The organism is Alkalihalobacillus deserti, from assembly GCF_020734105.1.
GTDB lineage: Bacteria > Bacillota > Bacilli > Bacillales > Bacillaceae_D > Halalkalibacter > Halalkalibacter deserti.
In genome coordinates this window covers 156,107-177,231 of record NZ_JAJAFR010000001.1, presented here as the reverse complement: position 1 = coordinate 177,231, position 21,125 = coordinate 156,107, and the positions used below count along the sequence as shown (strand labels likewise).

Sequence of the window (21,125 nt, the reverse complement as noted above, 5' to 3'; positions counted from 1 at the left end):
CTATATTAAATAGATAACTCTAGCTCTTCTCCTAGACACTTCTTTATTGCTATCTCAGTTTGATCGGCAATTGTGCTCCAATCAAAACGTGTTTTTACATCCTTCAGTCCTTGTGTAGCTAATGCCTCTCTTAAAATGGGATGATTATACAAATAGAGTACTTGAGTAACTAGACTTCCTTCATCACCTGGAATAAACTTAACTCCATTTTCATCGTGACGAATAATCCCTGATAACCCACCTGTGTCTGATACAATTGTCGCTTTACCCGCTGCGAGGCCTTCAAGAGCAACAATTCCAAACGGTTCATATAGACTCGGAAAGATGGTTGCATCACACCGATAAAACCATTCATTTCTCTCATCATCGCTTATAAATCCAAGAAAATTAATGTAAGATTCTAATTGTCTTTCCCTCACTTGTTGCTGATAAGCTTCGAGCATCGGACCTTTACCAGCAATAACAAAGCGGATCTTTACGTTTCGTTCCTTCAAAATAGCTGCAGCATTAATGACTGATTGAAATCCTTTTTCTTTCACCATTCGACCAACAGAAAAAATAGTGAAAGCATCATTCTTTTCTATAGAATTACAGTTTTTTTGTGGTTTGATCAGTTCAAAATCAACTCCATTTGGAATAACAGAAACCTTTTCCTCTGGTAATGAGAATATAGATTGAAGCTCCTTTTCCATGTAATCACTACAAACAATGATGTGATCTGCTTCATAACTTAATTCCCATTCTTTTTGATTAATTTCATATTGGAGTTCGCTATGAATTCCATTATTTCTCCCATGTTCAGTTGCATGGATCGTTGCAAGTAAAGGAATCTGAAGCGAACGCTTCAAAGCAGTTGCTGCAACACCTACTAGCCAGTCATGAGCGTGAATAATATCAAAATTTATTTTTCTAGTAAGCTTGTTAATGTATTGCACCATTGATAGATTCAAACTAGCTACCCAGTCAAAGAATTGTTCTGATTCAGGTTGCAACCCTTTGATTCGATGGACATTCACCCCTTGAGTAGTTTCAAAGTCTGGGTAACCAGCCACATGCGATGTCACAACATGTACTTCATGTCCTGCATGAACCATTGCTCTTGATAAATCAAATACATGACGTGATAAACCTCCTACCATCATTGGTGGAAATTCCCAACTTAACATTAGAATAGAACGTTTCTTAACGCCTTCACCATGCTTTACACTATTTGATTGGACATAAGCATCATGAGGAGAGAAGAATATTTGTTCATCAATTTCTTTTAAGAACGGAAATCCTTGTTCAATCACGATTAACCAGTTTTCTTGAATGTTTCCGTCTAGTAACTTTTCTTTTAAAGCATCAAATCGGGATAAATGCGTTAAAAATCGCTCTTCAGCGTATTGAACTGCACTTTGACCATCGATAATAAAGGCCCAGTCAGAGCTTACAGCCAACATCCACTCACGAACCATTTGCTTCAATGCACGTTTCTCAAGCTCATTAGGTTGTGATAACAAAGCAACCATGGTCGTAAGATCCGTTTCCATTCGTTGATGATGTCGATATAAATAATCATTCTTTTCATTGATCCAAACATGCCCATAACCATCACGACCCCAAGTCGAAAATGAAACATGAGCCGTCTCAAAGTCTTGGTAATGACGATTGATATAAGTCTCAGGTGTTATAAACTGAACTCGACCTTGCCCTTTTTTTAATACTTGTCCAATCCAGTCAGGTCCTTCAAACCACCAGTGCCCAAAAAGCTCGGCATCAAATGGGGTTACCATTAAGTAAGGAGGATAGCATTGATCGCCGTGATCATTTATCTCTTGTTCAATCGACCCAAGAAAATGTTCGGCGTGAGCCAGCACTTTTCCCTTTGCCCAATCAGGAACATAAATGTCTTTTTCTTCACCATGACCCGTAATTCGCTTATGTTTAATTCCTGTATCTATTCTTACTTCTTCATGCACAAAAGGTTTGATATAGTCCCAGTCACGTTCATATGCAATATCTCGGTAGAATTCGCGATAATCTACGTCTCCTGGATACCCTAAAGTGGAACTCCATACTTTGCTTGAGAGATCTGTATGCCTCGGAAAAAGAATAAGTCCATGCGGAGAATAAATAGGCGCCCCGGAACCTTTAGTAGGGTTTGGATCAGCATTTATTAATGCATGCTCGTCAACAAAAGAATAAGAAATTCCTTCTTCAACAAGAATTCGATCTATACCAGGAGCTATTGCACACTCGGGTAACCAAAAACCTTTTGGCTTCACTCCAAAATGTTGTTGAAAACAACGGATCGCTTCAACAACTTGTGAACGAATGGCCGCTTTCGTTTTCACGTAAGGTAAAAATGCATGTGTTGCAGCACTCGTAATACAAGAAATAGCCCCTTTTTTGAATAGTTCACGATAACCATATAGTACGTTTTTATCCAAATTTAGAAATGTATCCTTAATTTTCTGATATCGGTGTATGTAAAATTTATTAAGCTCTTTTTCTTCTGACGTTATGATAGATTCTGCTTCTTTGTGAAGCAATTCTTCCGTTTTGATAATATAGTCCAGGTAGCGTTCTTGAATAATTGGATCTGCTAACATTTCTAATACGGGAGGGGAAAACGATATCGTTAACGCGTCTTTAATATCGGTTTGATTTAACTCCCACAACAATGGAATATAAGACTCTGTTATCGCCTCAAATAGCCAACGTTCCTCTAGACGCCCCTCTTCTTTATGTCGAACATATGGCAGGTGCGCATGTAGTACTAACGAAAAATAGCCTTCTTTCATAAATAATCCCCCCTTACTTTACCGTCTCGTAATATGAATACGTGCTAAAATGTTCTAGCCATTTAGGCTCATTAGATTGACCCTGTTTCCATTCATAAACTGCGTTCACATGTAATCCCTTTTGACTATCCGTAGATCTCGGAGTGTCTATGGCATTGGAACGAAGAAGTGAGAGAAACGTGTGTTGTCTTGTGATAACTCCAAAATCAACCATATACGTTCGGTTCGGTTCTAGACCGTGGATGGTCCAATTATTAGTCATCTCTGGAATCTCAATATCAAAATATCGGTGTCCGTTGTGACCATTAAAATCAATCATCGTGCAATCATATACTCGTAATTGTTTTCTTAATTCATGCCATGGTAATCTGCATTGATGTTCTGACATTTGACGCAAAGATCCACTTAATTCCCAAAAGGCGTGAATAACCGTTGGGCTTTGCGGCAGCAAGGTTACTTCATCTCTGTCATAACTGGCAGGTATACTTTGTAAGAAGTGAACCTTCTCATCATCCACATGATCAGGGTTTTCTTGTTGTTGAAGATGCTTTTGATATCGATATTGTACTTTTCCAACTGTTGTATCTAATTCACTTGCTACTTTCCGAAAAGAGTAACCTTTTTCACGAAGGGCTAATATTTGTTCAATCACTATCTTCACCTCCTAATTATTAGTTAGTTGTCACTTACTTTTTATCATTATTTAAAGTCAAGCGGCATCTTTCTATGTTGTTTCTATTCTATTATGACTATTTCTTTTGTTACGTTAATCATACAGCTCCAAAATTCTATGAACAAGCAGGCTAATTTGTCTTTTTTTGTCAGGCTTAAGCTAGTTGTCACCTTCAAGAACTAAAAAAATTATTCGCCTTCATTCGATAGCAAATTTTGTCAACAAAAAGAGGTCGTATCTTGTTGAATAAACAGGTAATCACTCGTCTTTAATAAAAGAAACGAGAAATTGTCGATATACGATTCAAATTGGAAGACTTTCGTTTCGCATTCATCTTTTTTAGATGTATAATGCAAATAGACCATTATTTTACTAAGAAAGCATAGAGCACATATACCTCTTGTCATTTCTAAACTAGACTCAGAGCGTTGGCAAAAGTCTTAATGCCATTCTCGAAACGATTGTAGAAAGAAGGTAAATATATGTTAGAAGTCGTTTTAATTTGTTTATTTTCGCTTGCAGCATTTCTCTTTATCCTTTCATTTTTTAGAAAAGACAAAACAGCTGAATTGGAAAAACAAGTAGAACAAATATCCATAACCTATATGCAGGAGATTTACCAATTAAAAAGAAAAGTTCGCCTTCTCGAGGACGAATTACTTATAAGTGCTGAACAATCGACCGCGTTCAGACAAAACCATTCTAATTCACACAGTAAATTACTGGAAGAGATTCTTGAACTCTATGAACAAGGGTTTGACATACAATCAATTGCAACTAAGACTAACCTGTCAAAAAATGAAGTGATCCATTTAATCGAGTCAAAGCTCAAACCGAATAGCTTTAGGGAGATGTAGTATGAGTTCCAATGGATTACAAACCTTTGCAACTGCTGTTTTAGCAGGCACCTTTTATCTTACTCAGGGCAAAGTCTCTGAAGAACTTATAGCTTAACCACTTACAATTGAGGAAATGAAAATGGCTAACCATGGTCTCACTGTTTTACCTGAGAAAGAATTAAGGCAATTAAAAGAGGATAAAAAACTTAGAACATCTAGACAAACAAATTGAAGAGATTCAAAAAACAGTCTATATTCTTTTTCTTGAAATCGATCCTCGTATGTCAAGTTTCGAAATTGCTGATCGCCTAGTCAATGGTCAAATCATTCAAGATCGCGACCAATTCCTGAATGTTGTTGAACAATTAGGATTATCGACATCATTAAAGACTGGTTTTTACGAACTTAGCAGTGACATGACAATAGAAAAATTATTCAAACGATTTCATAAGAAAAAACGGCGCTAGCCGTCTTTTCTTAGAAGCAATGCGCGGGACCGCTGCTTTCCTTTAAGTTGAATAGCAAGTGGGTTTCTTGTCGTTTGACGTGCAGCGTTGGAGCCATTGAAGACACTTCCTGTATTCACTCGAATTTTATACTTTCTTATCTTTTAATAAAAAGAGGGTGTTGTTAGGTCAGTTTTGACCTAACAACACCCTCTTAGCATATAGTACATAAATTATCTAACAACCATGGTTCCCGACTTCTTCCAATTAACCGTTATTCATTATCAGGTTGTTCAAGTAAAGGACGAGCAGATGCTTTAGGACCATTACGAACTTCTTTCAGTTCAAAATAGGCATCTAATGCTTTGCTCGCAATTTCCTGTGCCATTCCTTGTCTACCACCATTTCTTTCTAACTTAACATTTGGAACGATAATAGCAAATGCGACTTCTGGGTTGTTAAAAGGTGCATAACCAACTAACGTTTGTGTATTGCCATCAACTAATCGACGGTTATCCCCTTCGCCAACAGCTACTCTCACCTGAGCTGTCCCAGTCTTTCCAGCTGGTTGGTAAGATTTATTGGAGAAACGACCACTTGCAGTACCGCTTGTCATAACGTTACGAAGCCCTTGTTGAACACGACTGATATATTCGTCACTCATATCAATACGATTCAAAATAGTGGGTTCAAACTTTTGAACAACAGCTCCTTGGTTGGTCCGATCAGCAATAGGTTCTCTTATCTCAGTTACTAAACGCGGTTGTGCTCTATACCCATCATTAGCAATGGTTGAAATATATTGAGCTAATTGAAGTGGGGTATACGTGTCATACTGTCCGATCATAAGGTCTAAGAGATTCCCTGGCACCTCACTTTTACCGATTAAACCAGTTGAAGTTGAAGGTAAATCGATACCGGTTTCAGCACCTAGACCAAATTGACTAAAACTATATCTTACTTCGTCATATGCAGCCTGCAAATTAGTCCATCTGCAATTGTTAGGATACTGGCAACCCGCCATTAACATCCCTATCTCAAACATATATACGTTAGAAGACACTTCAAGAGCTTTTTGATCATTAACCCATCCATAATTACGGACTGATTTTTTTTCAGGTGTAGATGGTAGTCGAATCGGTCGATCATTAAACGTCTTGCCCGGATAGGTAACACCTGACTCAAAACCAGTTAAAACAGAAGCGGCTTTTATCGAAGAACCCATTTCAAAAGCTTTTGTCACATTCCCAATATGATCCGTCTTATCATCACTGTTACGACCCACAGAATCAGAAAAACCAGACATCGCTAAAATGTCACCCGTTCTAGGATCCATTAACACTCCATAGGCTGAGCGATCAAGGATAAACGAATTTCCCGCTTTTTTCATTTCCTCTTCAATAATCTTTTCAAGTTGTTGCTGCAATTCCATATCAACTGAAAGAACTAGGTCATTCCCTCGTTGTCCTAGACGTTCATTAGTAGCGCTTTCGATAGCATCGCCTCCACTTGAAGACGTAATGCTTTCTATTACAGCTTTCTGTCCACGAAGAACGTTTTCATATTGTAATTCTAGAAAACTAGTGCCAACAAAATCAGAGCGATCGTAGCCTTTAGATACATAATTATCTAACTGTTCTTTTGGTATAGAACCAGTTGAGCCAAACAAACTACGAAAAGAATTGCCATAAACATAGTTACGTCTGGAGTCTCGTTGAATATCAATTCCTGGTAATCTATACAAATTCTCACTTAATTGGTGAGCTTCTTCATCTGTGATCCCACGTTTGATTCGTTGAGGTGCATTCGCGTAGCCACGTGACATCTCCCTATAAATGGCCAACACACGTAAGTCTTGTTCTGTTAATGCTTGTAGGGCTTCCTCAGAAACACGCTCAACTTCTAGACCGTATTCGTCGCTCGCATTTTCGAGTTCTTTTCTTTCTTCACGAGTAACTAGTTTATATCTCTCTTCTTCTGTCATCAATAGTAAAATAAAATCACGTTTATCTCTTTCTGTAATTCGATCTGTATCAACATCAATCATTTCTTCTAACTCCCGAGCTAATCTAAGTATGGTTTCAGAACTCGTACTTCTAGAAGGATTGGTGTATGTAACCGAAAGTTCAAGTTCATTATCAACAACTATATTTCCATATCGATCGTACATTATGCCTCTTGGTGCATCAATTCTTGCTGTCGTATTACTTGTTTGTTCCAACTCTTTCACAAATTCTTGTCCCTGAACAATCTGGACCATTCCTAGTTTAAGAATAAGGACTGAAAACAAAATAAAAACCGCGAAAAAAAGTACATTTAAACGCATGGGGACATGATGTCTTTTCTTTAGTCTTATTTTTCCCACTTATATTACTCCTCCAAACTCCCAAAAAAGTAGAATAGACACCTACTATGAGGTGCCTAGAATAATCATTTGTTAACCCGCGTATGCCGTTGCTTCAGTTGTTTCATGAACCTACTTAAGTAGGTGGGTGTTCGCAGAACCTCGTTCAACTTCCAAGACATGTTGGCTTGTTGGCTGAGCTTCAATATAGAACTCCCTTTGAAAATGCAAGGTTCGAAACAAGGAGAAGCTGACTAACACGGCAGGTAACTTTATTTAATTTTATTATAGCATATCGGTCTTTTTTGTCAAAAGGGAAAGCAACCCATTCAAGATTGGTTATACTCTTGTTTCACTTGTAGAATCGCCATCTCCACCTTTTTGTCTAGCGAATGAATAACTTTCTCCACCTTTTCCATCTTTAAATCGAACATGACGAACAAAGAAATAAATAACAGCATGTCCTGCACCTAAAATAAGAAGTAATACTGGAATGCCTTTTTCCTCTGAGAAAAACGTAATTGTTGCTAAAAATGCTAAAACTGATACAATTCGTCCAGAGTTAACAAATAATTCTCTAACAACAATATATTCAACTCGCATTTCCGCAGCTTTCCAACCTTTACCTATTACATCAAATGTTAATGAGACATATGGGACAAGTAGCATAGGGTACGCAATTGAGACAACAACCCCATACATAATTAGTTTCATGAAAGTGAGTTCACCTATCACAATAAGAAAAATGGCAGCGTATAAGATCATTCCACCTATTAAAATCAACTTCTTTCTGAAAGTTGGTTTAATCATGCGAGTAATGATATAGTACGCTACAAATTGAACAGCTGAAGCCACTAACCCATATGTACCGATGGCAAGCTCACTATCTGTAGCAATATAAACCCAAACAACAATGACAAACACAAATGTTCCTTCACGTAAACCCTGGAAGAAGTGAGCACGTGTTACCTGTCGCCAATTCGGATTGTGTTTACGTTCTCTAAGAATTTTCCTAAAATAAAACTGTCCCTCCGCGGATCTTCGTTCTAACAAAAAACTTGTTAAAACAGCTACTACAAAAAGCGATAAAGAAATCGTAAAAATAACCGTGTATCCTGTAAATTGTTCCATCCGTGTAATGATTAATCCCGCTAAGATCGGGCCAATCATTCCAGCAAATGAAGTTAAAAGTCCAAGGAAACCATTAAAAAAATCTCGCGTTTCAGGCTCTGTAATTTCAAAGGTTAGCACATTAAAGGCTAGCCAATAAAAACCAACTCCAGTTCCGATTAAAGCACCTAAAAGCAAGAGATATTCGTTTGCATTTTCACCCAAAAATAATACAGTTGAGAAAAAGATGGAAAGGGTAATAACACCGCTCCTTAGAACCACAACCCTGTCAACTTTCTTGGCGATCCTCCCAGCTATAATAAAAGCAAAAGGTTGCATAACAACAGAGCCTAGATTGTAAAGAGCAATATCAACAAATTCCCCAGATTGCTTCCATAGATATACATTTACAAATGTGTTTGACAAAGCAAAACTTAACGCATAAAGCCCTCCAATTACAAGCAAAAGTGTTAAGTCTCTTGTCACCTCTATATCACCAATCACTTTCTTTAGTACAGACTTATTCACGACTCCACCACCCTTACAAATAGTGTGTCACCACTAAATGTAGTTATACAAAAAAAAGAACAACCTAAGGCGCTTTTTCCTTAGGTTGTTCTTTTTTGAAAGCCAAGACGTTTTTCCTTGGCTCATCTTTTTAAAACCTAAGGCGCTTTTTCCTTAGGTTGTTCTTTTTTGAAAGCCAAGGCGTTTTTTCTTGGCTCATCTTTAAAACCTAAGGCGCTTTTTCCTTAGGTTGTTCTCTAGAAAAATATAGAATATAAACCCAGGAAATATCTTCCTGGGTTCATTCATTTTCTAAGTATTATTTAGCTTCGTTATAACGTTTTGCAACCTCATCCCAATTTACTACATTCCAGAATGCGTTAATGTAGTCAGGACGACGATTTTGATAATTTAGGTAGTAAGCATGTTCCCAAACATCTAGACCGAGAATTGGCGTTTTGCCTTCCATAAGAGGAGTGTCTTGGTTTGGAGTGCTTGTTACAGCAAGCTTTCCACCATCAACAACTAACCAAGCCCAACCAGAACCGAAACGGTTAGCGCCTGCATTAGCAAACTCTTCTTTAAATGCATCAAGGCTACCAAATGTAGAATTGATTGCATCAGCTAGCTCACCAGAAGGAGCTCCGCCTCCATTTGGACTAAGAAGTTGCCAGAACAAAGCATGGTTTGCGTGTCCTCCACCATTGTTGCGAACAGCTCCACGAATGTTTTCAGGAACTGCATCTAGATTAGAAACTAAATCTTCAATGCTCTTGCTAGCTAATTCCTCGTGTCCTTCTAGTGCTGCATTAAGCTTTGTAATGTAAGTAGCATGGTGTTTACCATGATGAATGTTCATTGTTGTCTCGTCAATATGTGGTTCTAGTGCGTTTGCTGCATAAGGTAATTGCGGTAATTCGTAAGCCATAATAATTCCTCCTCAGATTAATGTAACTTTATCAACATAAATGTTTCATAAGTCTTCCAGTTCTTACATTACCAAAATTTGAACATTCTTGCAATGTTTATGCTCATTATTTTCTAGTAAAGCAGACTTCTTTACTCTACCCCTCATATGTGTGAAATAAACACGGTCAACGTCATAACAATTGTGCTAGTTCATACACATATAGAAAGAGACAAGACGGGGGCATTTAGAATATGAATTGGTTCGAAGCTTTTTTAATTGGGTTTGTACAAGGTATTTCAGAATTTTTACCTATATCGAGTACAGCTCTTATGCTAATTGTGCAGCGTCTTCTTCACATAAGTATAGGCGAGGATTTTAAATTAGCATTTGAAACGTTCTTACACATAGCTTCTGTTTTAGCAGTGGTCGTTTATTTCAGAAAAGACCTTCGCCAAATAGCGAAAGATTTCTTGCAGCACATACGAATCAAACAACAAAAGACCAAGGCTAATTTCCGTTTTACTCTATTAATCATAATCTCAACAATCATTTCCATATTTGCTGTAACTCTTTTAGAATTTAGTCTAGGAGACGGCTTCACTACTCCTTCTACCATAGGAGTATCCTTAATTATCACCGGTTTATCACTCGGTTTGATCGAACACGGCTTAACGGTTGGAAAAAGGTCGGTTACTCAACTTAACTGGAAAGATGCATGTATGATCGGACTTGGCCAAGCGATTTCACTCATCCCCGGTATGTCTAGGACGGGTAGCACATTATTTACCGCTCTCCTTTTAGGTCTAAATAAAAAAAACTCTCTCCGTTACACCATTATTTTATCCATTCCTGTTTTCATCGGAATGAGTCTGTTAAAGCTCCCTGAATTACTAAGAAGTTACAGTGAGACACAGCTTCTTGCATTAACAACTGCATTTATTACTTCTTTCCTGTTTGCTTTAGTAGGAATAAAATGGATCATCTCAATGGTTGAGAATACGAAGCTAACCTATTTTGCTGGCTTTTGTATAGCTCTTGGTATTTTAACTTGGAATTTTCTATAGTAAAAGAACAAGCCACTTTTATTAGTAGAAGAAATGTATTGAGGTTGCTTTCCTTTTAAAAAGAACAAGAAAACACGCGTAGACTTTCATACTTCAGTAAAATCTTCTTATCTAGCCGAGGAGGAGGTGATTAACCCCCGACCTCATGTAAGGTTCCGTATACGGTAGTTTCCGAATTCAAACGGTCAATGAGTATGCTATCATTGACCGTTATGCTTTTCTGTCTCACTGTTCACACCCACTCTCATCTATGGTTTTCAACAGGATTCACTGTCTATTCCATAGGGAGCTCTTTGCAGACAACTGTTTCTTCAAGGGTTAATAAACGTTGAGGTTATTTCACACTCTTTTGGGTTCAGCCCTTCCAAGCTTCTCTGGTACTATGACTTCTGCTGACTTCTGACGTTCAGCTACTCTTCACAGAATAGGTTACCGAGTATGCTCGACTTATCAGTCAGACCTCGCCAAGAGTGCCATCTATCTACTTCAATTACTCTGTATCACCTTTGGCAAAAAGGCTTTGTCTTGTTTAGCAGACTCATCCAAGATACCTAGCCTTAGTATGAAGTTCGTGTTCCTCAGACTGGAAATTCGCCGCCCTCTTCCTTCAGATCCTGCGTCACCACAGACACCCTTGCGTTAAGCTACTGTTACTTATGCCCTCGCAGTTAGGGACTTTCACCCTATAGAGTGCACCCATGCTGGGCGCACTAAAAAAAGGATCTGCAAATGCAGATCCTTTAACTTTAATATGTAATGGAGGAGGAAGAGGGATTCGAACCCCCGCGCGGTTTGACCCGCCTGTCGGTTTTCAAGACCGATCCCTTCAGCCAGACTTGGGTATTCCTCCGTATGGTGGACCCTGTAGGACTCGAACCTACGACCGATCGGTTATGAGCCGACTGCTCTAACCAACTGAGCTAAGGGTCCTTATGGGGCGACTGATGGGAATTGAACCCACGAATGCCGGAATCACAATCCGGTGCGTTAACCACTTCGCCACAATCGCCATAGAGTAAGATTAATTTAAAAAGTAGCGGCGGAGGGAGTCGAACCCACGACCTCACGGGTATGAACCGTACGCTCTAGCCAGCTGAGCTACACCGCCATATGATGGCTCCACAGGTAGGACTCGAACCTACGACCGATCGGTTAACAGCCGATTGCTCTACCACTGAGCTACTGTGGAATGTCTTTTTCGGACAATAATAATAATACCATACTAAATAAAATGAGTCAATAACTTTTTTACAACAAACTAGATTGAACTTACTGATTTAATTTATCACATAATACAAGGATAGACAAGCTTGTTTCTCTACTTGAACAACAAAAGAAAAATGACTCATACGGCATTTTAACCTTCTGAGTCATTTTTTCACTTTAGTTTTCTTCACCAATAACCGCTACAGCTATATTAACTGAGTGGTTGCCTATACGTTCGAGATTACTAACAATATCAACAAACACAATCGCCGACCCAGAACAAATACCCTCGTTCACTCACTAACAGTTGTTCTGTAAAAGATTCTAGTTCTCGGAGAAGTTTTTGTCCAGTCCCCATTAATTCAAGTCGATAAACAAAACAAAAAACTACTTGCCCATAATTATTGACTTTTTTAGCTTTGAAAAAGAAATGAAGGGCTGCTCCAACTGCAACAATAGGTAAGTCATATGCTGAAATTAATAAAGGCTATTATCGTTATTCTAATATTAGCCGCCATTATAACACCTATTGCCTGTTTTAAAGTCATAACCCCTGCATTAACAAATCTTATTATTAAAATCGTAGTTCCAGTACTCGTTTGTAGGAGTAAGGTAACAAATAGCCCCGCAAAACCCCACACATCCTCATTCCTTCATTTCATATGATACGTTATCCTGACCATTCGACAAACATCAACATGGACACTCTATCTATTATTAAGCATTCATAAAGAGCTTGTTCAAAAAGGGAAGACCACCCTTTTTGAACAAGCTCATAATGTAATCAATTAATATTTTTTTAATTGCTGAGTCATTTCTTATCGATTTGATAAAAGTCATAGCATTTTTACGCTTATTTAGATAAAATAGCAAAGGATGAAAGAGGTGATTAACCTGAATTATTGGGAATGGTTTCTAAAAAGTTTTTATAGTAGAAAAACAATTGCATATAGCCGTTTCCGCCCCATTACAACGACAATTGGTTATGTCCTTTTTATCGTTTTAATTGCCAGTATCCCTTATTTTATTTCTATAAATATAACAGCTCATACTGGTATAGATCGATTGAATAATCTGTTAGTAGGAGAATTACCTTCCTTTCAAATTGTGAACGGTTCATTACAATTTGAAAATATGGAAACCTTTTATACAGATGAATTAAGTGAAGGTTTTGTTTTGATCGATCCAGAGAATAAATTCTCAGACGACGAACTAAAACAACTCAACGAAGGGATAGCACTACAGAAGCAAAACATCCTTCTTGTGACAAATGGAAACATTCAAACCATCTCCTATACGTTGCTAGGACTAGATGAATTTACAAAAGATGAATTTGTTAAACGAATTCAGGATTTGCAAGGTTTCTTGCCCATATTGCAGCTTATTGTAACGCTTTTACTTTATGTAGGACTTTCAGGGCTTGCTTATCTAGGAATCTCTTTACTCGCGCTTATTGCTATCTTATTTAAGGGGAATCGCCCTTCCTTGCACTACCGTCATTTATGGACGATAACCGCTCACGCCCTTACACTACCTGTTATTGTCCTTTATTGGATAGACACACTGGTAACTTCGATTCCATTTAGTGCTTTTGTTCTTTCTACTTTGCTACTGGTAGTTATGGCCGTAAGAACAATTCCAATTCCAAAAAGAAAAGCGAGTGCATAACCAAATTGGTTCACTCGCTTTTCTCATCTTCAACTTCAACTTTTTTTATAAGGATTCTCGTACCATCTACAGACGTTATGATAATATTCATGTTAGCTTCAAGCCAATGTCCGCCGCTAGTTGCACTGTACTGTTCTCCATCTACTTCAATTGTACCGGTTGGACGGAATGAACTAATTGTTCTTCCTTGCTTTCCTACAAGCTCATGATAACGTTCGTTTATGGAATTATAACCAATGTCACCAGTTAATCGGTCTTTTAATGTCATTTTTGCCCATAAATTTCTTGATGGAAATACTTTAAGAAAGAGAGCTGAACTAAACCCTCCTACTAAAAAACCCATAGAAACCATTGCACCATAAATGAAGTTAGGGGCAGGAACTGCAATACCAATAATCATCAATAAGACTCCGAGTAGAGCAATCGTTCCATCAGTAATAACCTTACCATCAATGACAATCATTAATAATCCAACTATATATAAGAGAACGACCCATAGTCCCACATCTCCTGAAAGGTGGTATGAGAAATACATGGCCATAATTGCAACACCCAAAATAGCAAAAAGACCTTTCGCCCGAACGAGCAATTCTCCAATTAGAAATAATGTTCCTAAAAAAACGACAACAAAGCCAAAACTAGCGGAATTTAACCAATCCATACTCAAACCTCCTTTGTATGTATACGAGTATAAAACCATTCCGTTTCACTAAATTATAATATGTATGTAATTTTAAAGCTTTACAAATCTTATGTCATAATTCATTTTTTAGGGTGAATTATGCTTAAAGAGGGATTAACGGCACTGAAAAAGGTACGATTTTCACCTTTTCAGTACCCTCGGATTTACCCCTCTCTTATTTTTTATGAACTAAATAAACCTCGGAGGGAATCAATAAGGCGGTTAATTAGATCAAGAAAATTACTAATAAATCCTTGAGTATCTTCTCGATTAAGAAACTCCCCTAAGTTTTCACGAACCTGTGAGATTTGATCTTGGACTTGACTCCAATCGATATTAAGATCTTTCATTCGCATAAAGAGCGAAACAAGACCATTTAACTCTTCATCCGTTAAAGTAATGCCGAGTTCAGCTGCTACACCTTGAATTAATTGACGTAAATCATCCTCCGTTTCAACTGGATTATTTGCGATTTCTTCTTTAATACGATTCATTAATTCTGTGGCTTCTTCAATCCCAATCGATTCACTTAATTCACCAGTTCGAACCATTTCTTCATTAGCGATTTGCTTTTGTTCTTCAGGAATTTCGATTTCAGTTGCAATTTCATACGCCTTAATTAACCCAGTCAATGCAGCTGTTCCAGACACATTAATAGGAGCAGTCACGTAAATATCAGCATCTTCAACGCCTGCTGTAATTAAAGCATTGGAATACATCTCATCGGCCACCCAATCAATATTATTTGATTCCACAGTAAGTCCCGCACCTGCTTCTCTAAGTGTAATTTTAGATGAAGACAAAGCTCTAGTTCCAATACGAGAAGCACTAATGTAATTTCCTAAGTATTGATGTTCTTCCGCATTGGTTACATAAATGACGAGATCATCTTTAGTTGCTCCCATTTCCGTTAATAAACTTTGCTTTTGTGTCTCCGATAAATTTTCTCCCAGTGTAATAACAACGTCTCCTGGCACAGCATCTGCAAAGACAAACATTGGAAATACTAAAGCTAACACCAGCGTTAGGGCAATTCCTTTTTTCCATACCAACTTCATTTTTTATCATCTCTCCTTTTTTGACTTGTCTTTTTTCGCTAAGTCTAGCCCTCTTATTAGACGAGTGCCTTACTAAATAAGAAACACCTTTTCAATGACTATGAACAGGGGCTTTAGTCACTTTTTTTTAATGATAAGAATGCATTGAGTGAATACTGGATGGGTTTCAATGAGCAAGATAGCTACTCAAGATGGAAATAGTTCTACACGCTACGTATCGAACGACAAGAAACCCCCTTATCGTTTTGCTTAAAAGAAGGCAGCAGTTTCGCTTCATTGCTTTTAAAGAAAGACGCTAATGCCGCTTTTCTTATTAAATGTGTGATATTTCAGTCACATCACATTTCTTTCCAACTGGTAGGCATGGCCAACTATAAAGTACTACAACACAATTTAGACTAATAAAAAATAAAGCTGTAAAAACCATTTGTTCTATGTTCTGTATCCACATTCCAAAACAAAGCGGACCAAAAGCAACACCCATAAACCGCATCATAGCGTAAAATGAAAAGATCGTTCCTCTCTCTCTTTTTGGCACGATTGAAGCAAGGGCCGCATTGGCAGCTGGTAGCATTATACCAAATCCACTTGAAAAGAGAACTAGTGAACTGATAAAAAGGATTAAATGATCCAAACTAATCATCAATGTGGAACCGAAAACCATAAGTATTAGACCAGTAATAATTGCCTTTTTATAATGATCTTCTTGTCCGTTTAATTTTCTAGCGGTACCGTATGAAAATAAGGTTAGCATGAAGAAGGGTACAGCAAGTAATAAACCATGCCAAAGTGGTGAAAGCAGTGTTGCTTCTAACAAATACGAGTAATAAAATAAATAACCAAAAAGCAAAAACATGCCAATAGCACCCGAAGAAAAAACCGGAAGTAACCAACGCCAATGTGCAATAAAAAGCGTCTTTATTCTCTCTCTTTTTCCATTTGTAGCCTCAACTGTTTTTCTTAAGAGTACTTCAGTGTCGATTAATAATAATATTCCTAAAAAAGCAAATAAAGATAGACCTAAAAGAACGACAAAACTAAGCGACCACGAAACAGCTAAAATAATACCACCAATAATTGGACTTATTACTTTACCCATCCCGTTAAAAACTTCAATGCTTCCGAGTGCCCGGTTCCTTTGTTCTCCATGGTAAATATCGGTAATAAACGCCATCGCTAGCGGCGTCACTAATCCGGCACCGATTCCTTGAAAAACCCTCCCCACGATCATTAACTGGAACAAACTCGCTGACCCTGTTCTTAAACCGGCAAGCGCCGAAATCAAACAACCACTCATAATCACTGGTAATGCTATGAGCGCTATTTTTTTTCTACCATATCGATCCGATAAAAAGCCTCCAACGGGGACAAGAAAGGCTGCTGGAATAGAAAAACTTGTTAACAACCATCCACTCTCTATCGTTGAAAGCCCCATATCCATTTGTATTTGTGGCAATAATGGAATAAACATCGAATTGCCTAAAACCATGATAACAGGCAAAAGGCCAATGAAAGATAACATATAAGATGGACGCAGCGTCACATTACTCACTCCTAATACTTTTATAGCATGTATTTTCCCTTGCCTTTATCATATTTAGAAAGAAAGAACATATACTCTAAATGAATAATGAATATTTTAGAGGAGGACAAGCTGAATGAAACGTATGGGAACGATTTTCATTATCCTCGTTATTTTATATAGTACTTATTATGATCTAACTGTTGGTACTTTACCCAATGGACTTACAGAAGCTGCTGAAGCAATAACGGATGAAGAAGCTACCAGCACTAACATAGCCGAAGAAGAGACAACGATTTTAGAACTTGATCCATTTCAAGAAGTGACTGTTGAACCTGGTCATACCGTTCTTTCCATCGTGGAACACCTGCATGAAGGAACGATTAAAGCAACGATTCAAGAAATTGTTTATGATTTTCAAGAGTTAAATGGGGGAATTAGGCCTGAGGAAATTCAAATAGGTGAAACATATTTATTCCCTGTTTATCATTAAAAATGTTTCGATTTTTAATCAAATGTTAGAGATCGCGCAAAGATTTAGGTGTAAATCTATTTTAAGCCAACTCCTAAAGTAGACGAGCACTTTGAGGGAGACAATAAACTCCTATTTTGATTGGACTTAAGATAGTCCTTCTTAAATAGATTTTACTTTATCCTTGCCAAACAATTACTGACATTGATAAAATGAAGACGATTCTCTTTGTGAGATAAGGTGAAGAGTCCACTCTTCAATATAAAGGAGCGATTGGTCTATGACCGAAATTATTCATCGTACAAAAACGCGACCCGTTAAGGTTGGCAATTTGACGATTGGCGGAAACAATGAAGTAGTTGTACAAAGCATGACAACGACAAAAACACATGATGTTGCAGCAACTGTTGCAGAAATTAAGCGACTAGAAGAAGCTGGATGTCAAATCGTTCGTGTAGCATGTCCTGATATGCGTGCAGCTGAAGCAATTGCTGAAATAAAAGCTCAAATTAACATCCCACTTGTTGTCGATATTCATTTTGATTATAAGCTGGCTTTAAAAGCAATTGAAGGTGGCGCAGACAAAATTCGTATTAATCCGGGAAATATCGGGAAACGTCATAAAGTCGAGGCGGTAGTAAAAGCGGCTAAAGAAAAAGGGATTCCAATCCGAATTGGGGTTAATGCCGGCTCTTTAGAAAAACGTATTCTTGATAAATATGGGTATCCCACTGCGGATGGAATGGTTGAAAGCGCCCTTCACCATATACAAATTCTTGAAGACCTAGATTTTCATGACATTATTGTTTCAATGAAAGCTTCCGATGTAAATTTAGCGATTGAGGCGTATGAAAAAGCAGCAAAGGCTTTTAATTATCCACTACACTTAGGAATCACAGAATCAGGAACTTTATTTGCTGGAACCATCAAGAGTGCAGCTGGACTTGGAGCTATCCTAAATATGGGTATCGGAAACACAGTTCGCATCTCGTTAAGTGCAGATCCTGTTGAAGAAGTCAAAGTTGCTCGTGAGTTATTGAAATCTTTTGGGCTTGCAGCTAATGCAGCAACGCTTATTTCATGTCCGACATGTGGTCGAATTGAAATCGACTTAATTAGTATTGCAAATGAGATTGAGGACTACATCTCCACCATTAAAGCACCTATAAAAGTTGCTGTCCTTGGTTGTGCTGTAAATGGACCTGGAGAAGCGAGAGAAGCAGATATCGGAATTGCTGGAGCTCGTGGTGAAGGTCTTCTTTTTATGAAAGGTGAAATCGTTAGAAAAGTTCCTGAGGAAACCATGGTTGAACAACTTAAAATTGAAATTGACAAACTTGCGGAAGAGTATTTTAAAAAGCAAAAAGAATTAGAAAAAGCTTAAAAGAGAAGCACTAGCGTTGGCTAGTGCTTCTTCAATGTTCCCCGCTCTCATCCTAGTCCTTAAGTTAGAAAAATGGAGAGAAAAAGACGGTCATGAGAATCGAAATCGCACCAATACCAATCGCCCAGTTACCTAGCGTTGTGGAGCCATATCGACGTGAAACAAAACCTACTACGATACCAGCTGCTCCAAGCAATACTGGCAAGAAGAATAAAGAGAGGATCGATAATACGATCGCAAACGTTCCGACACCACGTCCAGCCGTGACATCATCTTCGTTCATTCGCGCAGTCTTATCTTTTTCAACCAAATCGTTCGCTGCTCCGTATTCAACGGCTGTTTCCTCTTGAAAATTTGTAACGAATGGTTGATCTTTTTCTTCCTCAGTTTCTAAGCTACGGGTATCACTACGTCCGTTTTCATATTCGCCACCTTCAACATGATTATTAACCAAAGTTAACGAACGATCATCTTCATCAAATAACCTTATTGGTTCATCTTTTGGATGTTCTCGGTCTGCCATATGAATCCCTCACTTTCTTTATTTCGGGGAACAGTCCTTAGTATGGCGCACCTCTTGATTATTATCGGTGTTAATCTTTTCTTGCAAAGGGAACGGTTCACTAGACCGACTTCGTTTTTTCGTGTAAGGTAAAGGAAACAAGGTATTTATGAGGTGAATTTATGTCCGTAAAGAAAAGAATAGGGCTTGATATCGATGGTACTATAACGAGTCCAAATACATTTATTCCATATTTAAATAAGCATTTTAATAAAACGTTAACGTTAGATGATCTAACTGAATACGACTTAACTTCTATTCTAGATATTACAGAAAAGCAATTTTGGGAATGGATGGAACAGCATGAAGGTTTAATTTATCAAGAAGCAGAACTTGCTCCTCACGCCGAAAATACATTACATGATTGGACCAAATTTCATGATTTAATTTACATTACAGCAAGAAGAACTCATTTAGCAGATATCACCACTAACTGGTTTACAACAAAAGCAATTCCTTTTGATCATATTGAATTAGTTGGTAAACACGATAAATTAGAAGCTGTTCGTGAACATCAACTCGATATTTTCTTTGAAGATAAACACGATAATGCTGTAGCAATTTCTGAAGAATTTAATATCCCAGTTATCTTATTAGATACTCCGTACAATCGATTACCTGCTCCTAAATCAGTCATTCGGGCTCATAGCTGGGTAGAAGCAAAAGATTGGGTAGACAATTGGTTAAAAGAAAACAGTTAACAAAAAAAGTAAAAGGGCTAGCGAAAGCTAAGCCCTTTTACTTTTGATTATTCTTTAGGTTGAAAGGTATGACAACAAGTTTCTTTAATTGCCTGGGCTGCATCATGGTGTTCTGCCTTTTCGTAAGGTTCTTCTCCCGCTTCCATATTGTAATCACGGTTTGCGTGTGCATCAATTTCCACGAGAATCGAGTCAGCCTGACATTTGTTTCCTTCTCCCCAGAATGTGCAATTTGCTACGTTACATTTGACAAATGGATTAGCCATAGTATCCCCTCCTAATTTCTAGGATTGGACATTTGTACGTTATTATCCTTATCAATTTATGGTTAAGGATGTTTTAATTGCTCATCTGCAGATTTGGGATGATTATATTCGAGGTTACTACTAACCATCCACTTTATAAATTCAATTTCATTGTTTTTTAACGTTCTTTTAAGTTGCTCTTCAAAATCCTTCGTCAAAGAATCTACACATATTTCCATTAAATCACCTCAATAATTTAATCATCTTATTTTAATATTTACTTTTCATTAGAGTCCTCTTAAATTTTTACCAATTCACAAAAAAAAGAATAATTCATAACCTTTATTATTATACACCTAAAATCACATTTAGCAAACGCTTTCATAAGAGTAACAATGGATGAGCCAAATCACAACAAAAAGCACATCTAACTTCCCGATGTGCTTTTTAAGCTTTCTTAGTTATCATACCAATGAAAAAAGAGGAGACAAAACCAATCAATTAACCATTTTTAATTTATAGTCACACATTCCTGACATTTTCCGTAAATCTCAAATTTATGTCCTGTAACCTCAAAATCCGGAAATTGCTGACGAATGGAATCCATTGGACAACTGTCGATGTGCTTTGTTTTCCCACATTCAAGACAAATTAAGTGATGATGATGCTTTGAGATTGAGCAACTAAAACGGAATCTTTTCTCACCATCTAATTCTGTTTCTTCGAGTATATTAAGGTCTGCAAACAAAGACAAATTCCGATAAATCGTATCAAAGCTCATACCTGGGTATTCATTTTGCAAACGTTCCAATACATCTTTTGCAGATAAATATCGTTTCTCCAAAGCGAATAAGTGTAACATATCCTCTCTTTTATCTGTATGTTTATAACCCTTTTCTTTTAAGAGCTTCATTGCTTCATTTACATTCAAAAATAAGCCCTCCTT

The 21,125-nt window shown here is 37.6% G+C and carries 20 protein-coding genes, 5 tRNA genes, 1 other RNA gene and 1 pseudogene; 7 read left to right on the top strand and 20 right to left on the bottom strand.

What is annotated here, in order from left to right:
- Positions 1-5 precede the first annotated feature (5 nt).
- Both LDX58_RS00880 and LDX58_RS00875 read right to left on the bottom strand, forming a co-directional pair.
- Positions 6-2,786: a 1,4-alpha-glucan branching protein domain-containing protein gene (locus tag LDX58_RS00880; RefSeq protein WP_227934978.1), complete on the bottom strand. Its 2,781-nt coding sequence runs from the start codon at positions 2,784-2,786 to the stop codon at positions 6-8.
- A gap of 13 nt (positions 2,787-2,799) precedes the next feature.
- Positions 2,800-3,438 carry a DUF4912 domain-containing protein gene (locus LDX58_RS00875; RefSeq protein ID WP_227934977.1) on the bottom strand — a complete coding sequence of 213 codons (639 nt, stop codon included), beginning with the start codon at positions 3,436-3,438 and terminating at the stop codon, positions 2,800-2,802.
- Positions 3,439-3,941: 503 nt separating this feature from the next.
- Between LDX58_RS00875 and LDX58_RS00870 the strand changes: the two genes are divergently transcribed.
- Both LDX58_RS00870 and LDX58_RS00865 read left to right on the top strand, forming a co-directional pair.
- Positions 3,942-4,316, top strand: coding sequence for a hypothetical protein (locus tag LDX58_RS00870; RefSeq protein WP_227934976.1), 375 nt, complete (start codon positions 3,942-3,944; stop codon positions 4,314-4,316).
- 263 nt (positions 4,317-4,579) lie between these two features.
- On the top strand, positions 4,580-4,765 hold the full coding sequence (locus LDX58_RS00865) for a hypothetical protein (protein ID WP_227934975.1): 186 nt from the start codon (positions 4,580-4,582) through the stop codon (positions 4,763-4,765).
- Between the two features lie 253 nt (positions 4,766-5,018).
- Here the strand turns inward: LDX58_RS00865 and LDX58_RS00860 are convergent, their stop codons facing one another.
- The 4 genes from LDX58_RS00860 to LDX58_RS00845 form a co-directional block, all read right to left on the bottom strand.
- Entirely contained in the window at positions 5,019-7,109 is a 2,091-nt protein-coding gene (locus LDX58_RS00860; RefSeq protein WP_227934974.1) for a peptidoglycan D,D-transpeptidase FtsI family protein, read from the bottom strand.
- A 70-nt stretch (positions 7,110-7,179) separates the two neighbouring features.
- Positions 7,180-7,360: non-coding RNA, 6S RNA (ssrS, locus tag LDX58_RS00855), on the bottom strand.
- Between the two features lie 67 nt (positions 7,361-7,427).
- Positions 7,428-8,726 carry an MFS transporter gene (locus LDX58_RS00850; protein WP_227934973.1) on the bottom strand — a complete coding sequence of 433 codons (1,299 nt, stop codon included), beginning with the start codon at positions 8,724-8,726 and terminating at the stop codon, positions 7,428-7,430.
- Between the two features lie 298 nt (positions 8,727-9,024).
- On the bottom strand, positions 9,025-9,633 hold the full coding sequence (locus LDX58_RS00845; protein WP_227934972.1) for a superoxide dismutase: 609 nt from the start codon (positions 9,631-9,633) through the stop codon (positions 9,025-9,027).
- Between the two features lie 233 nt (positions 9,634-9,866).
- Here LDX58_RS00845 and LDX58_RS00840 point away from each other — a divergent pair, with 233 nt between their 5' ends.
- Positions 9,867-10,679 (top strand): undecaprenyl-diphosphate phosphatase, encoded by an 813-nt coding sequence (locus LDX58_RS00840; RefSeq protein ID WP_227934971.1) that lies wholly within the window; start codon positions 9,867-9,869, stop codon positions 10,677-10,679.
- Positions 10,680-11,436: 757 nt separating this feature from the next.
- Here the strand turns inward: LDX58_RS00840 and LDX58_RS00835 are convergent.
- From LDX58_RS00835 to LDX58_RS00805, 7 genes and pseudogenes are all read right to left on the bottom strand, one after another.
- A tRNA-Ser gene (locus tag LDX58_RS00835) sits at positions 11,437-11,529 on the bottom strand.
- 3 nt (positions 11,530-11,532) lie between these two features.
- Positions 11,533-11,609, bottom strand: a tRNA-Ile gene (locus LDX58_RS00830).
- A gap of 3 nt (positions 11,610-11,612) precedes the next feature.
- Positions 11,613-11,688: transfer RNA gene (locus LDX58_RS00825), tRNA-His, on the bottom strand.
- A 25-nt stretch (positions 11,689-11,713) separates the two neighbouring features.
- Positions 11,714-11,787 (bottom strand) — tRNA-Met (locus LDX58_RS00820).
- A gap of 6 nt (positions 11,788-11,793) precedes the next feature.
- Positions 11,794-11,868: transfer RNA gene (locus LDX58_RS00815), tRNA-Asn, on the bottom strand.
- A gap of 194 nt (positions 11,869-12,062) precedes the next feature.
- The gene (locus tag LDX58_RS26545) at positions 12,063-12,149 is read right to left on the bottom strand and encodes a hypothetical protein (protein ID WP_227935468.1); all 87 of its coding nucleotides are present in this window, start codon (positions 12,147-12,149) and stop codon (positions 12,063-12,065) included.
- Positions 12,150-12,195: 46 nt separating this feature from the next.
- A pseudogene (locus tag LDX58_RS00805) lies at positions 12,196-12,514 on the bottom strand (sodium-dependent phosphate transporter); the annotation flags it as partial.
- Between the two features lie 256 nt (positions 12,515-12,770).
- On the opposite strand from LDX58_RS00805, the gene LDX58_RS00800 reads away from it, so the two are divergent.
- Entirely contained in the window at positions 12,771-13,553 is a 783-nt protein-coding gene (locus tag LDX58_RS00800) for a DUF1189 domain-containing protein (RefSeq protein WP_227934970.1), read from the top strand.
- A 10-nt stretch (positions 13,554-13,563) separates the two neighbouring features.
- On the opposite strand, the gene LDX58_RS00795 is transcribed toward LDX58_RS00800, so the two are convergent.
- From LDX58_RS00795 to LDX58_RS00785, 3 genes are all read right to left on the bottom strand, one after another.
- On the bottom strand, positions 13,564-14,214 hold the full coding sequence (locus LDX58_RS00795) for an NfeD family protein (protein ID WP_227934969.1): 651 nt from the start codon (positions 14,212-14,214) through the stop codon (positions 13,564-13,566).
- Positions 14,215-14,417: 203 nt separating this feature from the next.
- On the bottom strand, positions 14,418-15,293 hold the full coding sequence (locus tag LDX58_RS00790; protein WP_227934968.1) for a DUF1002 domain-containing protein: 876 nt from the start codon (positions 15,291-15,293) through the stop codon (positions 14,418-14,420).
- Between the two features lie 313 nt (positions 15,294-15,606).
- Positions 15,607-16,836 (bottom strand): MFS transporter, encoded by a 1,230-nt coding sequence (locus tag LDX58_RS00785; protein ID WP_227934967.1) that lies wholly within the window; start codon positions 16,834-16,836, stop codon positions 15,607-15,609.
- 115 nt (positions 16,837-16,951) lie between these two features.
- Between LDX58_RS00785 and yqfZ the strand changes: the two genes are divergently transcribed.
- The gene (yqfZ, locus tag LDX58_RS00780) at positions 16,952-17,308 is read left to right on the top strand and encodes a protein YqfZ (RefSeq protein WP_227934966.1); all 357 of its coding nucleotides are present in this window, start codon (positions 16,952-16,954) and stop codon (positions 17,306-17,308) included.
- A gap of 268 nt (positions 17,309-17,576) precedes the next feature.
- Entirely contained in the window at positions 17,577-18,671 is a 1,095-nt protein-coding gene (gene ispG, locus LDX58_RS00775; protein ID WP_227935467.1) for a flavodoxin-dependent (E)-4-hydroxy-3-methylbut-2-enyl-diphosphate synthase, read from the top strand.
- Positions 18,672-18,735: 64 nt separating this feature from the next.
- Here the strand turns inward: ispG and LDX58_RS00770 are convergent, their stop codons facing one another.
- Complete coding sequence (locus LDX58_RS00770) at positions 18,736-19,194, bottom strand: DUF4190 domain-containing protein (RefSeq protein ID WP_227934965.1); 459 nt, start codon at positions 19,192-19,194, stop codon at positions 18,736-18,738.
- Between the two features lie 161 nt (positions 19,195-19,355).
- On the opposite strand from LDX58_RS00770, the gene LDX58_RS00765 reads away from it, so the two are divergent.
- Positions 19,356-19,934, top strand: a complete 579-nt coding sequence (locus LDX58_RS00765; protein ID WP_227934964.1) for a 5' nucleotidase, NT5C type — start codon at positions 19,356-19,358, stop codon at positions 19,932-19,934.
- Between the two features lie 47 nt (positions 19,935-19,981).
- Here LDX58_RS00765 and LDX58_RS00760 read toward each other — a convergent pair whose 3' ends face one another.
- From LDX58_RS00760 to LDX58_RS00750, 3 genes are all read right to left on the bottom strand, one after another.
- The gene (locus LDX58_RS00760; protein ID WP_227934963.1) at positions 19,982-20,200 is read right to left on the bottom strand and encodes a DUF1540 domain-containing protein; all 219 of its coding nucleotides are present in this window, start codon (positions 20,198-20,200) and stop codon (positions 19,982-19,984) included.
- A gap of 62 nt (positions 20,201-20,262) precedes the next feature.
- Positions 20,263-20,418, bottom strand: a complete 156-nt coding sequence (locus LDX58_RS00755) for a hypothetical protein (RefSeq protein ID WP_227934962.1) — start codon at positions 20,416-20,418, stop codon at positions 20,263-20,265.
- Between the two features lie 272 nt (positions 20,419-20,690).
- Positions 20,691-21,110, bottom strand: coding sequence for a Fur family transcriptional regulator (locus tag LDX58_RS00750; protein ID WP_227934961.1), 420 nt, complete (start codon positions 21,108-21,110; stop codon positions 20,691-20,693).
- Positions 21,111-21,125: the final 15 nt, after the last annotated feature.

Coding starts and splice junctions, on each gene's coding strand:
- LDX58_RS00880 (WP_227934978.1), bottom strand. CDS start 2,786: ATGAAAGAAGGCTATTTTTCGTTAGTACTACATGCGCACCTGCCATAT.
- LDX58_RS00870 (WP_227934976.1), top strand. CDS start 3,942: ATGTTAGAAGTCGTTTTAATTTGTTTATTTTCGCTTGCAGCATTTCTC.
- LDX58_RS00865 (WP_227934975.1), top strand. CDS start 4,580: ATGTCAAGTTTCGAAATTGCTGATCGCCTAGTCAATGGTCAAATCATT.
- LDX58_RS00845 (WP_227934972.1), bottom strand. CDS start 9,633: ATGGCTTACGAATTACCGCAATTACCTTATGCAGCAAACGCACTAGAA.
- LDX58_RS00840 (WP_227934971.1), top strand. CDS start 9,867: ATGAATTGGTTCGAAGCTTTTTTAATTGGGTTTGTACAAGGTATTTCA.
- LDX58_RS00795 (WP_227934969.1), bottom strand. CDS start 14,214: ATGGATTGGTTAAATTCCGCTAGTTTTGGCTTTGTTGTCGTTTTTTTA.
- LDX58_RS00790 (WP_227934968.1), bottom strand. CDS start 15,293: ATGAAGTTGGTATGGAAAAAAGGAATTGCCCTAACGCTGGTGTTAGCT.
- yqfZ (WP_227934966.1), top strand. CDS start 16,952: ATGAAACGTATGGGAACGATTTTCATTATCCTCGTTATTTTATATAGT.
- LDX58_RS00770 (WP_227934965.1), bottom strand. CDS start 19,194: ATGGCAGACCGAGAACATCCAAAAGATGAACCAATAAGGTTATTTGAT.
- LDX58_RS00765 (WP_227934964.1), top strand. CDS start 19,356: ATGTCCGTAAAGAAAAGAATAGGGCTTGATATCGATGGTACTATAACG.
- LDX58_RS00760 (WP_227934963.1), bottom strand. CDS start 20,200: ATGGCTAATCCATTTGTCAAATGTAACGTAGCAAATTGCACATTCTGG.
- LDX58_RS00755 (WP_227934962.1), bottom strand. CDS start 20,418: ATGGAAATATGTGTAGATTCTTTGACGAAGGATTTTGAAGAGCAACTT.